The 13,892-nt window shown below is 65.6% G+C and carries 13 protein-coding genes and 1 pseudogene; 9 read left to right on the top strand and 5 right to left on the bottom strand.

The window, feature by feature from the left end; all coding sequences use genetic code 11:
• The 4 genes and pseudogenes from ACIQR3_RS34580 to ACIQR3_RS34565 all read right to left on the bottom strand — a co-directional run.
• Positions 1-545: pseudogene (locus tag ACIQR3_RS34580) on the bottom strand (IS5 family transposase); the annotation flags it as partial.
• A gap of 65 nt (positions 546-610) precedes the next feature.
• Positions 611-1,246, bottom strand: coding sequence for an NYN domain-containing protein (locus tag ACIQR3_RS34575; RefSeq protein WP_403545024.1), 636 nt, complete (start codon positions 1,244-1,246; stop codon positions 611-613).
• A 685-nt stretch (positions 1,247-1,931) separates the two neighbouring features.
• Positions 1,932-2,375 (bottom strand): hypothetical protein, encoded by a 444-nt coding sequence (locus ACIQR3_RS34570; protein WP_403545022.1) that lies wholly within the window; start codon positions 2,373-2,375, stop codon positions 1,932-1,934.
• A 123-nt stretch (positions 2,376-2,498) separates the two neighbouring features.
• Positions 2,499-2,900 carry a hypothetical protein gene (locus tag ACIQR3_RS34565; RefSeq protein WP_403545020.1) on the bottom strand — a complete coding sequence of 134 codons (402 nt, stop codon included), beginning with the start codon at positions 2,898-2,900 and terminating at the stop codon, positions 2,499-2,501.
• 781 nt (positions 2,901-3,681) lie between these two features.
• Here ACIQR3_RS34565 and ACIQR3_RS34560 point away from each other — a divergent pair.
• Positions 3,682-6,765, top strand: coding sequence for a type ISP restriction/modification enzyme (locus ACIQR3_RS34560; protein WP_403545018.1), 3,084 nt, complete (start codon positions 3,682-3,684; stop codon positions 6,763-6,765).
• A 405-nt stretch (positions 6,766-7,170) separates the two neighbouring features.
• Here ACIQR3_RS34560 and ACIQR3_RS34555 read toward each other — a convergent pair whose 3' ends face one another.
• Positions 7,171-7,911, bottom strand: a complete 741-nt coding sequence (locus tag ACIQR3_RS34555) for a GntR family transcriptional regulator (RefSeq protein ID WP_403545016.1) — start codon at positions 7,909-7,911, stop codon at positions 7,171-7,173.
• A gap of 214 nt (positions 7,912-8,125) precedes the next feature.
• On the opposite strand from ACIQR3_RS34555, the gene ACIQR3_RS34550 reads away from it, so the two are divergent.
• The 8 genes from ACIQR3_RS34550 to ACIQR3_RS34515 all read left to right on the top strand — a co-directional run bounded on the left by ACIQR3_RS34550 (position 8,126) and on the right by ACIQR3_RS34515 (position 13,674).
• Positions 8,126-8,470 (top strand): hypothetical protein, encoded by a 345-nt coding sequence (locus ACIQR3_RS34550; protein WP_403545015.1) that lies wholly within the window; start codon positions 8,126-8,128, stop codon positions 8,468-8,470.
• Positions 8,470-9,792 (top strand): FtsK/SpoIIIE domain-containing protein, encoded by a 1,323-nt coding sequence (locus tag ACIQR3_RS34545; protein WP_403545013.1) that lies wholly within the window; start codon positions 8,470-8,472, stop codon positions 9,790-9,792. Before ACIQR3_RS34550 ends, ACIQR3_RS34545 begins: the two co-directional genes overlap by 1 nt.
• Before the next feature lie 14 nt (positions 9,793-9,806).
• On the top strand, positions 9,807-10,001 hold the full coding sequence (locus ACIQR3_RS34540; protein ID WP_215165653.1) for a hypothetical protein: 195 nt from the start codon (positions 9,807-9,809) through the stop codon (positions 9,999-10,001).
• Positions 10,002-10,061: 60 nt separating this feature from the next.
• Positions 10,062-10,352, top strand: coding sequence for a hypothetical protein (locus ACIQR3_RS34535; RefSeq protein WP_403545012.1), 291 nt, complete (start codon positions 10,062-10,064; stop codon positions 10,350-10,352).
• A gap of 104 nt (positions 10,353-10,456) precedes the next feature.
• A complete protein-coding gene (locus tag ACIQR3_RS34530) occupies positions 10,457-10,720 on the top strand; it encodes a hypothetical protein (protein ID WP_403545010.1) in 264 nt (87 codons plus the stop codon).
• Positions 10,717-12,087 carry a replication initiator gene (locus ACIQR3_RS34525; protein ID WP_403545008.1) on the top strand — a complete coding sequence of 457 codons (1,371 nt, stop codon included), beginning with the start codon at positions 10,717-10,719 and terminating at the stop codon, positions 12,085-12,087. The genes ACIQR3_RS34530 and ACIQR3_RS34525 overlap by 4 nt, the downstream gene beginning before the upstream one ends.
• Positions 12,077-12,292, top strand: a complete 216-nt coding sequence (locus tag ACIQR3_RS34520) for a helix-turn-helix domain-containing protein (RefSeq protein ID WP_351849640.1) — start codon at positions 12,077-12,079, stop codon at positions 12,290-12,292. Before ACIQR3_RS34525 ends, ACIQR3_RS34520 begins: the two co-directional genes overlap by 11 nt.
• The gene (locus ACIQR3_RS34515) at positions 12,289-13,674 is read left to right on the top strand and encodes a tyrosine-type recombinase/integrase (RefSeq protein WP_403545006.1); all 1,386 of its coding nucleotides are present in this window, start codon (positions 12,289-12,291) and stop codon (positions 13,672-13,674) included. Before ACIQR3_RS34520 ends, ACIQR3_RS34515 begins: the two co-directional genes overlap by 4 nt.
• Positions 13,675-13,892 lie beyond the last annotated feature (218 nt).

The raw sequence follows: 13,892 nt of genomic DNA, 5'->3' as shown, positions 1-13,892 counted from the left end.
AGGGCGGCGCCGGGGCCGGCCGCGCTTGCCCCGCACGGGCGGTACGGCCTGGAGGAGCGGGATCAGCTGGGTGACGTCGTTGCGGTTGCCACCGGTCAGGGTCGCGGCGAGCGGAATGCCCGTGGCGTCGGTGATCAGGTGATGCTTGCTGCCCGTCCTGCCCCGGTCGACGGGGCTTCGTCCGGTCTTGGCTCCCCTTTTAACGCGCGGATGTGGGAGCCGTCGACCGCCGCCCGGGAGAAGTCCAGGGCGTTCGCGCCGCGGAGTTCGGCGAGGAGGACCTCGTGCAACCGGGGCCATACGCCGGCCTCGGTCCACTCGGCCAGGCGGCGCCAGCAGGTCATGCCTGAGCCGAAGCCAAGTTCCTGCGGCAGGTGTTCCCAGGAGATCCCGGTGTGCAGGACGAACAGGATGCCCTGGAACACCAGCCGGTCCGGATGGCGCTTGCGACCCGGATGCCGGATCCGACGCTCGACCTTCGGCAGCAGCGGCTCGATCACCGCCCACAGTTCGTCGTCGACTTCCCACGGCTTCGGCCGAGCCACCCGCACCCCCAGATCACCAGTCTCAGAGTGATCCAACCACCTCGAAGATCATTTCGTTAGGAGTTCTAAGTGCGTGCATCGAAGTCGGGTTGCCGCTTCCGGATGATGTTTCCGACGCCTCCGAGGTGCGACCAGCCATCGTCGTTCGACGAGTCCTCCACGGCACTACGCAGGAGACCGAGGAGGGCATCGTCCCATGGCTTGCCTCCCACGGACCGGTCCGGAGCCAGCCTCAGGGAGGACCGGGGAGCGCTCTGGGTGTAGGTGAGATTCTCGGTGTAGATGAACTTGTCGCAGGCCGCGACGAAAGCCTTGGGCGTCTTCCGCTCCCCGAAGCCGTACACGGTCAGACCGGACTCACGGATCCTCGCGGCCAGCCGGGTGAAGTCACTGTCGCTCGACACGATGCAGAACCCGTCGAAGCGGTCCGTGTACAGCAGGTCCATTGCATCGATCACCATTGCCGCGTCGGTGGCGTTCTTGCCGGTCGTGTAAGCGAACTGCTGGATGGGCTGGATCGACTGGGTGAGCAGCTGATCCTTCCAGCCCTTGAGCGAGGTGCCAGTCCAGTCGCCATAGGCCCGTTTGACGTAAGCGGTCCCGTACTTGGCCACCTCGGCCAGCAGAGCCTCGACGATCGCCGGACTGGCATTGTCCGCATCGATGAGTACGGCCAGCCTGGCCGAATTTTCCGTCTCCATGCGATCTTCCCCCCCCAGCGGCGTGGCCGATGCGTTCTTGGCAACGCCAGGTTCTCGGCTCTGCCCTTGTCCAGGACACGATGCCCTCCCCAGCCATGAACCAGTCACTTTATGTACCTGACTCGCAGCTTGCCAGACAGGTTCGCCCCACGACCTAGTGCTGGTTCCCCGGCAGGGTTCGAACCTGCGACCCCCGCTTTAGGAGAGAGGCTGGGTGATCTGCGGGCTGAGCTGCGGCTTCGCTGGCCGAGAAAGCGGGCGGCTACTCGACTGCAGGACTCCCGTGTTGACCGTGGCTGACCCCTGCATCTGGCACGGTTGTGGCACGAACCTCAGCCGACGACAGTCAGCCACGATGGCGGGCGCGCCAACCGACCAGGCGCGCGTGTGTCTCGCTGCACCCCCACCGGCCTCCACCACGCTGCGAGTGCCGTCGACCCGAGCAAGCCTGACGTCCGACACTTGACGACGCTGCCTGAGACCTCAGTCAGGGAAGCTGGGTGATCCAGGGGACGCTGGACGCCTCACATGCGAGGAAGCGCCCGGATGCCTCTCCGACGCGTTCGACTTCGTCCTACTGTTCCCCGTGGCTCCAGGCTCGTTCTGGCACGGTTGTGGCGGAAACATCTGATCCGTAGCTCTCTACAGGGCAGTCGATGAATTCATCGTCGTCCTTCCGTGTGGCTCACTCCTCCCCATCCCTGTTCAGGTACAGCGGGGAGGAGAGGTTTGTGTCCAGGTCCAGGAACCACATGGTGACGGCGCGTTCGAACTTCGCGCAGGCGCTGAGGTGCTGGGCGGTGAGGTGGGCGACGTACCGGGCGGCGGGCGTGCTGTGTTGGGCGGGCGCGCCGGTGCCGGTCGGCAGGTCGTTCTTCAACGAGAGGATCGCCATCCACCAGCCGTTCAGGAGGTTGGTAGCGAATAGATCCAGCATCTTGCGGGCTTCGTCCATGCCGTGTTCGGACGCGAAGTGGCGGATCTCGTCGGCGTCCAAGCCCTTGAACGCAATGTCGGGAATGCTGGATAGGTTTTCGCGGAAGCGGGCAATCGCCTCCAGCTCGGCCGCGGTGAACGGGTCGGTCCCGGACTCGTACTTGGACAGGTCATCAATGCCTGTGTCAGCCATCGTGCTCCTAGAGCGGTGCTACGGGGGTGGGGTGGGATAGCCGAGATAAGAAAACAGTTGTAGGTGCTGGAGGAAGATCTCGGGCTCCTCAACACGTATTCGACAGGAAAGTTTCCGCACGTCTTATCGGCCACGGAACGAGTGAAGTTGGTGGAGCGAGTTGACCTGCCCAATCCAGAACTCCAGTCTCGCCGTTGCGGAGGCTCCCTTGGGGAGCAGATCAAGCTGCTGCGCGAGCGTGTAGAAGCCTGGCCCAGCATCGTTCGCACCGAGATAGTGAACCAGTGCAGAGAGCATGAGTCCGCTCTTTGGGTAGTCCCGTCCAACTATCAGTCCAAGCAGGTAGCCCATGGCTGCACGTTCGTCCGCCTGCTCGAAGTCGAAGCCGGGGAGCCCTGTCCGTCGGGCCAGCACAGAGCTGATCTCCGTGTAGGTCGTGACCTTGTGGAGCTGTGCCCGTTCAACGAGGAACTTCAATCCGGCATCGGTCAACTGCTCCCATGCCTCATCGCTTCGGCCGTACATCGCCACCCCCTGCACTCGCGGTCCAGGCATCGAGTATGCCGATCCGGCCGCCACGGTGGGGCGGCTTCGATCGCATGCGGCTCCGGAAGGGGCTTCCGGGGGACGAAACATTGCAGGGCAGAGCGGTGTTTGCGACCGGCTGAGCGAGACGTGTCCACAGATGGTCCACGATGCCCGGCCGAAGCAGAGCCTGCTCTCAAGGACTCGACCTCTTGAGTACAGCATGTGTCTCCGGGCAATCTGCATGATCCCTGTGGGAGCAGCGCCGGCCGGTAGGACACGGCTGACGGGGGACGTGAGGCTGAGTCTCCGCAGACGTCCGCGCTCCCTGCGCTGTCCTGGTTAGAAGAGCCCACAGATGGCCCGTCACGCGGACGCAACCACCACCCTCTGGCGACAGACGTCCCGAGCCCAGCTAGCTGACCGTTAGGTCGAGCGGGCAAGGCTACTCCGAGACCACTCTGTGACAGTGGGTGACCTGTGGGGTGTGTCCCTGTAGTGTCTACGTCGTTCCTCGTGATAGGGAGAGTTGGCAGTGGCTGCAACTAGCTTGTGGGTAGGCGACGTTGTTGCGCGGTTTGGGGCCGCGTGCAAAGAGAGTCTCTCTGGCCCCGGAGATCGCGAAGCAGCCATCAGGTCTCCTATCGAACAGCTGGTCGCTACTGCAGCCCATCATTTGGGACTTACGGCTATTCCTCACAGCGAAGTCCGCGATACTGAACGCCGAGTGCGGCCGGATTACGCAATAAGCGTTAACGGTGCGGTGTGTGGATACATTGAGGTGAAGAGGCCGGATGGTAATGTCGATCCGGACAATTTCACGGGCCACAACTTGAAGCAGTGGCAGCGTCAAAGAGACCTTCCTAATCTCATCTACACAAACGGCACTGAATGGCGTCTGTATCGCGACGGGGAGCTTCTAGTAGGTCCGGTTTATCTCTCCGGCGGCTCACTGAAAGAAGCGGGCAGTTCCCTCACTGCGTCTCCCGACTTCGAGAGCCTGCTGACTGAGTTTCTGCGGTGGAAGCCCGCACCTATCACCTCCGTAAGGAGCCTGGTTCAGTCAGTCGCTCCTCTTACTAGGCTACTCAGGGGGGAGGTTCTTGACCAGCTTGAGCAAGAGCGTCGGGCAATTATTCTCGGGGGAGAAGAAGATTCGCAGCCGTTCCATGGCCTTGCTCGGGACTGGCGGAAATTGCTATTCCCTGAGGCTTCAGACGAAGTTTTCGCAGACGGGTATGCGCAGACTGTCACCTTTGGTCTGTTGCTGGCTCGTTCGGAAGATATCGATCTAAAAGATACTAGTTTCTATGAAATTGGGAAAAGTCTAGGGCATAGCCATTCCTTGATGGGTAAGGCCCTGCAGCTTTTGACTGAGGTGACGGCCCGAGACTTTGCTGTCACGCTGAGTTTGTTGCTGCGCGTTATCGGCGCAGTGCGATGGGACAGGATTCGCGCCGGCAAGCGGGATCTGTATCTCTACCTCTATGAGCACTTCCTTGATGAATATGATCCGGAAAAGCGGAAGGAATCTGGCTCCTATTACACACCCCGCGAAGTCGTCGAGCAGATGGTGCGAATGGTCGACGATGTTCTGCAGAGAAGACTCGGTAAAGAGGGCGGTTTCGTCGACCCTTCTGTTCTCACTGTGGACCCTGCTATGGGAACCGGTACGTACCTCCATGGAATAATTGATACCGTCGCGGAACGAGTAAAGAATCAAGATGGATCTGGTGCTGCGGCGGAGGTAGTCACGGATCTCGCCCAGCGCATCATTGGTTTTGAGCTTCAGATGGGTCCCTATACGGTGGCCGAGCTGAGGACTACTGATCTTCTCAAAAGGCACAATGCAAAACCGCCGACAGGTGGCATGCGTACATATGTGACCAACACTTTGGATGACCCATTCGAAAGCGTTGACATGCTTTCGTCTCAGTTGGCGATAATTTCTGCATCTAGAAAGAAAGCCAACAAAATAAAGGCCCAAACTCCCGTCACTGTAGTTATCGGCAACCCGCCTTATCGCGAGCGTGCAGAAGGTATGGGAGGGTGGATCGAGCAGGGGCGCGTGCGTGACCGCGGTGCAAAAGACGCCCCGAACGAACTCGACGCATTTCGAGCCCTCGGCAATGGGCGCGTGGAATATGTTCTGAAGAACCTATACGTCTATTTCTGGCGCTGGGCCACCTGGAAGGTATTTGACCAGCCAGACGGGGATCATAACGGTGTCGTGTGCTTTATTACGACCTCTGGATATCTGCGTGGCGTGGGTTTCAAAGGCATGAGGGAATATCTGCGCAGGACTTGCTCTGAAGGGTGGGTCATTAATGTCAGTCCTGAAGGTATGCGTCCAGACGTCCCTACGCGAATTTTCCCGGGTGTCCAGCAACCGCTCGCCATCGGCATCTTCCTAAGGGCTTCCGATGCTGATGCCGAAAAGCCTGCTCGGATTAGATACACAGAGGTTACTGGGCGGCAGAATGAGAAGTACAATAAGCTGGCAGAGATTGACCTTTTCGATGACGCCCAGTGGCGGGATGCTAGAACGAGTTGGCAGGCGCCCTTTACGCCGGCGGCAGAATCAGCATGGGATGACTGGCCTGCTTTGGACGATCTGCTGCCTTGGCACGCTCCTGGTGTGAAGCCGAACAGGACTTGGGTGTATGCTCCGCATCCTTCCGTTCTTGAGAAGAGATGGCGCATCATTACAAGTGAGGCAGATGTAGACCGGAAGAGAGAGTTGTTCAAGGAGTCATCCAGCGCTTACCTTGAAAAAGAGAAGTCGCCCTTGCCCGGGAAGGATGTATACGAGCACAGTGGCGCTTTCATCGACGAGACCGGAGATCCGCCCTCTCCGGTGCGCGTAGGATTCCGCTCCTTCGACCGTCAATGGATTATTCCGGACCGTCGCCTACTGCATCGCGAGAGCCCAACTTTGTGGGCTGCGCGTCAACCCGACCAAGTTTATGTGATCGAGCAGAATGCTCACGAAATCTCGTCAGGTCCGGGTATAGTGTTCACGCATGTAATTCCTGACATGCATCACTTTAACAACCGCGGTGGGCGTGCCCTACCAATGCTGCATCCGGACGGCACCTATAACCAAGCACCGGGCTTCGCGCGATCCTGGGCCGAGGCGGTGCTGGAGCGTGACGCAAAAGTTACGGGGCGGGAGTTGGTAGCTTACTTGGCGGGTGTTGTCTCCCACCCTGGGTACACTGAGCGCTTCTCGGATGAACTCACGACGCCCGGTATAAGAGTTCCGCTTACTCTCGATCGGCGCTTGTGGGAAAAATCTGTTGCTATCGGTCGAGAAGTTATCTGGCTTCATACCTATGGCGCCACTTTCGTAGACGAGTCGTCTGGGCGGCGTAAGAACAATATTAGATACCCTGATGGGGATTCTAGGCAGCCGAAGTCATTGCGCAGTCCAGACCCTATGCCGAGTACTCTGAATTACGATGAAGAGCGTAAGGAGCTCCACCTTGGGTCTGGCGTTTGGGGGCCGGTCGAGCCTGAAGTGTGGAGTTACCAAGTCGGCTCACGTTCTGTGATCAAATCTTGGTTTGACTACCGGAAAAAGGATCCGGGCGGGCGCAAGAGCAGTCCGCTCGACGGGGAGCATTTGGATGTATGGCCTCTCGATTGGACGCGCGAACTAAATGACCTTCTGACGGTTCTCGCGCGTCTGGTTGAGTTGGAGAAGAGTCAAGCAGATTTGCTGGACGAGATCTTGAATGCGCCACTGGCTACTATGGCTTACATGCGCCGGATTGGCGTAGTTTGGCCTACGTCGGCAAAAGATCGTAAACCGCGTTATCCGAAGGATTTCGGTAGCAAGGAGGGGGTTCTCCCTGGCTTTTAGCTGACTTAAGGGCGAGGTAGCCGTTAGGTCGGTGGAGCGGGTTTGGCCGGTGGCCTGCCCGGTCTGGGGTCGAGCATGAGCAGGGGGCCGTACGCTAGTTGGCAACTCGGGCAGGCTTTAGGCCTGACCGCAATGTGCACGAGTGGCCCCCTGGTCTTGCTCGACGCGGGACCCGGACCGGGGAGGTGGCTAAAGCCGTGGAGCTGACCGCCCCAGCCACGACGCACCCCCTCTCACGGCAAGCGGCTGACTGCTGTGCGCGCGGCACGGGCGCCGGCCGGGCTGGAGCGGGGCGGAGACAGGAGCGCAGGCCCGGCCGGGGGCCGGGCCGCGCGCGGTGAGCGGAGCGAGCCGCCTTGATGAAGTAGAGAAAGTCTGAACCGCAACGCTGCTCCTGGGCTGCCGTTACAGCCGGAACGCAAGCTCCAAGTCATGCCCAGGAAGGTGGAACTCCTCCAAAGCAAGCGGCTTGTCAGCGGCCGTGAGCGTCACCCGCAAGACATGCAGCAGGGGTACTCCGTCGGCAAGCCGGAGCGCCTGGGCCTGGTCCGGCATGGGCATGCGGGTGCGCACGTACTCCGTGAAGTGTAGTTCGTGGCCCAGTTCGGCAAGGGCGTTGTACAGCTGCGGAGCCGGCGGCGGGGGAGTCTCCTCGTACTTGGTGCCGAGGAGCACAGAGAACGGCACGTAGGTGCGGTGAAGTTGGCGTAGGCGGCCCTGGTCCGCGGTCTGCAAGGCGTCGTACGTGAACAGAGGCTCGCCCGGCGGGATGCGCAACAAGTCGGCAAGTGCGAGCGGGGCGTCTGTGCGGGTGGCCGTGGGCTTCTCGGCGTCGGTCCAGCGGATGCCGTCGGCCTCGGTGTACTGACCGTTGGGCGAGCGGCGGACGCCCCGGGGGTAGGTGAAGCTGGGGCGGTTGTGGGGGGAGCGGGCGAACGTGCCCCGGCCCATGATGGCCTCGACCAGGCCGGACGCCCGTAGCTCGGTGAGTCCCTGACGGACTGTGGGGCGTGTCACGCCGAACTGCTTGGCCAACGCCTCCTCCGACGGGAGCGGCTGGCCGGCGGGGAAGGTGCCGTCAAGGATGCCTTCGCGCAGGTAGTCGGCAATCTGCCGGTACTTCGGCTGCGTGTTCTTCGGCGGCATGCCCTGTCCTCCGTGGCCTCGGCCTCTGCGGCCTGCTCGTCGTCGTGAACGCTCCATCCACGAACGTGGATAGCTTCTCCCATCCCCAACTTGGTTGACAACCCGTACTACGGGTCGCCAATCTGGACTCCCGCCACCCGTACTACGGGTGGTCTAGCAGTCCGTAGGGTCGTCCTGCGGCTGCTCGTCATCCAGATGTGAGGAGTCCAGAACTGTGGCAACCCTTCCGATCGACACCGCGAAGTACACGGGGATCATCTGCGCCGTGCCCCCGGCTCCGCGGCTCGTGAGCCGTGAGTCCGGCCAGGTGCGGGTCGACCGCGACACCGGCAAGACGCTGTACCAGGTGGGCTTGTGCCTGATGGCCGGCACCTCGGCGGACGTGGTGAACGTGAGCGTCCCCGGTGAGCCGTCCGGCGTGCAGGTCGGCACCCCCGTCACCGTGCGGGACCTGATCGCCGTTCCCTGGGAGAACGAGGGACGGCACGGCATCGCCTACCGCGCCGCCGAGATCCGTCCCCTCCACGCGGCTTCCGCCGCCAAGGGGGTCGGACAGTGATGACCCTGGCGTCCTCCGACCCGTCGGCCGGGGCCACCTGGCCAGGGCGGGTCCTCGTGGTCGCCGCCGTCGTCGCGTCGGGCCTGCTGATCGTAGGCCCGGCGCTGCGCCGGAGGTACCCGGCGGCCTGGTGGCTGTTACTCGGTTACCCGGCGTCCGCCTTCCGCGTCGCCCGTACCTGGCGGGCGCTGATGGCCGGGTGTGGGCTTGCCGTGAGCCGTCGCCCGGCGCTGACCGTGGTGTCCGGGCTCGTCGGGAACGGCGCTCCGCCGCCCCAACCGCGCGTACCCCGGCATGGGTTCATCCGACCGACGGCGGCAGGCTTTGAACTCGTGGCGCGGCTGCTGCCGGGGCAGCTGCCCGACGACTTCGTGAAGGCGGCCCCCGCTATGGCGGAGGACTGGCAGGTTCACGCGGTCCGCGTCACCTCCCTACGGCCCGGCGTCGTACGGATCGCCGCCCTGTACGCCGATCCGCTCGCCGCACCTCGGGCGCCCCGCACCCGGGGGCCGGGGCGACTGCTGCGGGTCGTCGTCGGGACGCTGGAAACCGGGGCGTCCTGGGTCATCGACCTGCGCCGTATCCCGCACTGGCTGATCGTCGGCGCTACACGCTCCGGCAAGTCCACGCTGATCCACGCCCTCGTCGCCGGGCTTGCCCCGCAACGGGTCGCCCTCGTCGGCATCGACTGCAAGGGCGGCATGGAACTGTCCCTCTACGGCCCCCGCCTCTCCGCCCTCGCAACCGACCGGGCACAGGCGGTACGGCTGCTGTCCGCGCTGGTGAACCTCACCCTCGACCGCATGACGGTCTGCCGCACCGCCGGGGTCCGCAACATATGGGGCCTCGCCGAGAAGGAACGACCGGTCCCGGTCGTCGTCATCGTGGACGAGATCGCGGAACTCTTCCTCGTCGCCGGACGCCACGAGAAGGACGAAGCACACGCGGCCGGCACCGCCCTGATCCGGCTCGCCCAGCTCGGCGCGGCCCTCGGCGTCTTCCTCGTCGTCGCCGGGCAGCGCGTCGGCTCCGACCTGGGGCCAGGCGTCACCGCGCTCCGAGCCCAACTCGGCGGTCGGGTCTGCCACCGCGTCGCCGACCCCGGCACGGCGGAGATGACCCTCGGCGACCTCAATCCGGACGCCCTCAAGGCCGCTCAAGCCATCACCCCCGAACAGGCCGGCACCGCCGTGCTCGCCTCCGGCGACGGCTGGGAGCGCGGCCGGTCCCACCTGGTCACCGAGACGGACGCCGAAGCCGTCGCCACCGCCCACGCGCACCTGACCCCCGCACTGCCTGAACTGTCCGCCGCCCTGGTCTGACAAGGAGCGTCACCGTGCTGGTCACCACCTCGGCCGTGCTGCTGCTCGGCCTCGCGATCTGGTTCCTCCTGCGCATCCGCTACCTGCGCTGGCTGGACGTGCTGCTCTGCGGCGCCTTCGGCTTCCTGCTCTCCCGCACCGTCGCCGCGCCGCTGGTCTCGCTCCTGCTCTCCGGGGTGAACGGCCTGCTCGGACAGATGCGCTTCTGAGCCCTCCACACCGCGCCGCGACGTGCCCCGACGAACGACCCGAACGAAAGGCATCCGTCCATGTCCGACTACACGATCCGCTCCGGTGACCGTGCCGCCTTCCTGGCCGGTCTGCGGGAGCTGACCGACTTCCTGACCGCCAACCCGACCGTCCTCGCGCCGCGCCGCCCGTCCTTCGCCGTCTTCGTCGACGCGGACGACTCCGCCGCCCGCCGGGCCGGGGTGGAGTCCGTTGCCTCCGCCCTCGGCGCCCCGGTCGCCGACATCGGCATGGGCTACTTCGACGTCCGCCGGGAGTTCGGCCCCATCTCGTATGTGGTCATCGGCGTTCCGCCCGAGGAACGGCAGTGACCACCCGTTCCGCGGGCTCCCGACGGGGCGCGAAGTCGCCAAACCCGACCCCGCCAGGAGCCCACTCCCTCCGCCACATGAGCAGTGAAAGGAGCACTCACACTGTGTCCACCGCCCACCGTCCGCGCAAATCCCACGCGCCGGACTGCGATCTCCGGGCTCCCGAGGACTACCCGGCCACCTGCGCCGGCCACGAACAGGTCATCCTGGTCGCCCTCGACAACACCGAACGCCGCCTCTGCCCCGGTCACGCCGCAGCGGTCTGGCTGACGGACCCGACGTACCGGTTCAGTGCCAAGACCCGACCGGAGACCATCGCCACCGTCATGGGGTACGCCTTCGGTCCCGGGAACGGAGGGCGCCGATGAACGCGCCGCCGCCGCTCCCGCCCACCGTGGCCGCGCTGCTGGACCGTGCGGCCCGGCCCGACTTCTCCGCCTGGCGCCGTACCGTCATCCGCCTCGGCGGCTGCACCAACCCGGTCCACCTCGTCGGCTCCGCCTTCCTGGTCGATACGGCGACGGGGGAAGCCCTGACCGATGTCGACGGCTCCGACCCGAACGGCAGGCGTCTGCTGACCGCCTGCGGCAACCGCCGTGCCTCGGTCTGCCCCGCCTGCTCCCGCGTGTACCAGGCGGACACCTACCAACTCGTACGCGCCGGCCTCGTCGGCGGCAAGGCGGTACCGGATTCGGTGAGCGAGCACCCCCGGGTGTTCGCCACCCTCACCGCTCCCGGCTTCGGGCCGGTCCACACCCGCCGGGAGCGGTCGGGCCGCGTACACCCGTGCCGTCCCCGCCGGGATGCGAAGAACTGCCCGCACGGCGTGCCCCTCGGCTGCTCCGAGCGGCACGCGCCGGATGACCCCCGCCTCGGCGAACCCCTCTGCCCCCGCTGCTACGACTACGCCGGGGCCGTGCTCTGGCAGTCCTGCGCCGGCCTGCTCTGGCACCGCTTCGGCATCGAGCTGCGGCGGGAGATCGCCCGCAGGGCCGGGCTGTCCCGTGCCGAGCTGGCGGACGTTGCCCGGCTCTCGTACGCGAAGATCGCCGAGTACCAGCGGCGCGGCCTGGTCCACTTCCATGCCGTGGTCCGCCTCGACGGCCCGGACGGGCCGGACTCGCCACCGCCCTCCTGGGCGAGCGCCGCTCTGCTCGCCGATGCCGTCCCTGCGGCTGTCGCCCGGGTCCACTTCCAGGCGCCTGGCTCGGCGGTCGTCGGGGCGCGCGTGCTGCGCTTCGGCACTCAGGTCGACGTACGCCCGGTCGCCGCCTCACCTGCGGGGGAGCGGCCTGCGCCGGGAGCGGTGGCCGGGTACATCGCCAAGTACGCCACCAAAGGCGCCGAGACGGCCGGCGCGGTCGACGGACGTATCCGGTCCGCCCGGGAAATGGTCCTCCTGCCGGTGCGGGCGCATGTGCTGCGCATGATCGGTACGTGTTGGTGGCTCGGCGGCCTTCCCGCCTTCGCGGGCCTCGGCCTGCGCCGCTGGGCGCACATGCTCGGCTACGGCGGCCACTTCTCCACCAAGTCCCGCCGCTACTCGACCACCCTCGGCGAACTCCGCCGCGCCCGCGCCGAGCACCGCGCCCAGGAGCAGCGCGCCGCCTTGGGCCTGGAGGGCCATCCCGTGGCCTACGTCGGCCAGTGGCGGTACGCCGGACGCGGCTACTCCCCGGAAGCCGCCCTCCTCGCGGCCTCGGTACGGGAGGACGGTGTTCCCCATGGCGCGTGACCGGACCGGCATCGAGCTGCTCACCGTGCGCCAAGTCCTCGAGGAACTGGGCGGCGTCTCCCGCCGCACCTTCTACCGCTGGCGTGAACTCCACCTCGCCCCCGCCTGCATCCGGCTCCCGAACGGTGAACTCCGGGTCCGGCGTGACGCGCTCGACGCGTGGGTGGAGGAGCGGACGGAGGACTCGGGCGGTGGTGTCCGGTGAAGTCGTACAAGGTCGTCATCTGGAAGCTGAGCGTCAACCGGTCCGCCAAGAAGCCGACCCACCTCGTGCGCTGGTCGGTCGATGGCGAGCCCTTCCACGAGTCGCACAGGACCAAGGCTCTCGCCGACCGCTTCCGCGCAAAGCTCCTGCGCGCCGCCGACAAGGGCGAAGCCTTCGACACCGTGACCGGACTGCCCGACTCCCTCCGGGGCGGCAAGGTCGCGCTCAGCTTCGCAGAGCTGGCGGTGAAGTACCTGGATGCCCGGTGGGCGGAGGCGTCGGCGAAGCAGCGCGACAGCATGACCGATGCGCTCTCCACCGTCCTGGCGGTGCCCGTCAAGGCTGTGCGCGGACGGCCGACGCCCACGGTCCTGCGCCGCGCGGCACGGTCGTACCTGCTGCCTCCTCCTCGCCGGGAGAGGGAGCGCCCCAAGGAGATCGCCGCCGCACTGACGTGGTTGTCCAAGGCGTCCCTCCCGGTGGCCGAACTGTCGGAGGGGAGCCGCGCCCAGGACTTGGCGGACGCCCTGACCCGTCGCCTCGACGGCAAGCCGGCCGCGACACAGACCTACCGGCGTCGTCGGGCGGTGGTCTTCAACGTGTTGCAGTACGCGGTCGAACTGGGTGCCCTGAACGCCAACCCGCTCTCCCAGGTGCGCAGGAAGCGAGGCAAACGGGCCGTGCAGGAAGTCGACCGGCGGGTGGTGGTCAACCCCCGGCAGGCACGGGAGCTGCTGACCGCGCTCACCTACGTCGGCGGCTACGACCGGGCGAGCGGTCGACGGCTGCGGGCGTTCTTCGGTTGCCTGTACTACGCGGCCATGCGGCCCGGTGAAGCGCTCGGCCTGCGCCGGTCGGACTGCACGCTCCCAGAGAAGGGATGGGGCCGTATCGAACTGGCGGAGACACGGCCCACAGCTGGTAAGGCGTGGACGGACTCCGGGGAGGCGCACGACCGCCGGGGCCTCAAGCAACGGGAAGCGGGCGAAGTGCGGACGGTCCCCGTCCCGCCCCCGCTCGTTCGACTGCTCCTCGACCACGTCAAGGAGTTCGGCACGGCGGAAGACGGCCGCCTGTTCTCCAGTGAGCGGGGCAACGTCATCGCCGCGTCCTCGTACTCCCGCGTGTGGAAGCAAGCGCGGGAACTGGCTCTCCTGCCGCATCAGGTCGACTCCGTGATGGCGGCCCGCCCCTACGACCTCCGGCACGCCGGCGTCTCCCAGTGGCTCAACTCCGGCGTCCCCGCACCGGAGGTGGCAGCGCGGGCCGGGCACTCGGTGGACGTGCTCCTCAGGATCTACGCCAGGTGCATCGACGGCCAGGAGGCGGAGATGAACGACCGGATCATGCAAGGGCTGGGGGAGGACGACGGCACGCCGTGAGAGGCGTACACGCCTCGCTCGGAGGCCCTGGGGCGGTGTCACGCTCCGGGGCCTTCTTCGTGTCCGCGCGGGCAGCCCGAAAACGGCCCTCCACCTGCGCGAACGACGCCCAAGATCATTACGTCGTCATTACGTGATCACTGGCGAACGGCTGCTTTCGGTGGCATCCGCCTGCACATACGCGAAGACCCCGACTCCAGCGAACTCGCTGGTGGCGG

The sequence above is a fragment of the Streptomyces sp. NPDC090994 genome (assembly GCF_044768905.1).
In the GTDB taxonomy this organism is placed as follows: Bacteria; Actinomycetota; Actinomycetes; order Streptomycetales; family Streptomycetaceae; genus Streptomyces.
Note: the sequence above shows the minus strand (reverse complement) of the source record. Positions and strands in the feature narration are given on the sequence as shown.

Excerpts from the sequence above, each read along its gene's own strand:
- ACIQR3_RS34570 (WP_403545022.1), bottom strand. The coding sequence starts at position 2,375 with ATGGCTGACACAGGCATTGATGACCTGTCCAAGTACGAGTCCGGGACC.
- ACIQR3_RS34545 (WP_403545013.1), top strand. The coding sequence starts at position 8,470 with ATGACCCTGGCGTCCTCCGACCCGTCGGCCGGGGCCACCTGGCCAGGG.
- ACIQR3_RS34535 (WP_403545012.1), top strand. The coding sequence starts at position 10,062 with ATGTCCGACTACACGATCCGCTCCGGTGACCGTGCCGCCTTCCTGGCC.
- ACIQR3_RS34565 (WP_403545020.1), bottom strand. The coding sequence starts at position 2,900 with ATGTACGGCCGAAGCGATGAGGCATGGGAGCAGTTGACCGATGCCGGA.
- ACIQR3_RS34525 (WP_403545008.1), top strand. The coding sequence starts at position 10,717 with ATGAACGCGCCGCCGCCGCTCCCGCCCACCGTGGCCGCGCTGCTGGAC.
- ACIQR3_RS34575 (WP_403545024.1), bottom strand. The coding sequence starts at position 1,246 with ATGGAGACGGAAAATTCGGCCAGGCTGGCCGTACTCATCGATGCGGAC.
- ACIQR3_RS34555 (WP_403545016.1), bottom strand. The coding sequence starts at position 7,911 with ATGCCGCCGAAGAACACGCAGCCGAAGTACCGGCAGATTGCCGACTAC.
- ACIQR3_RS34520 (WP_351849640.1), top strand. The coding sequence starts at position 12,077 with ATGGCGCGTGACCGGACCGGCATCGAGCTGCTCACCGTGCGCCAAGTC.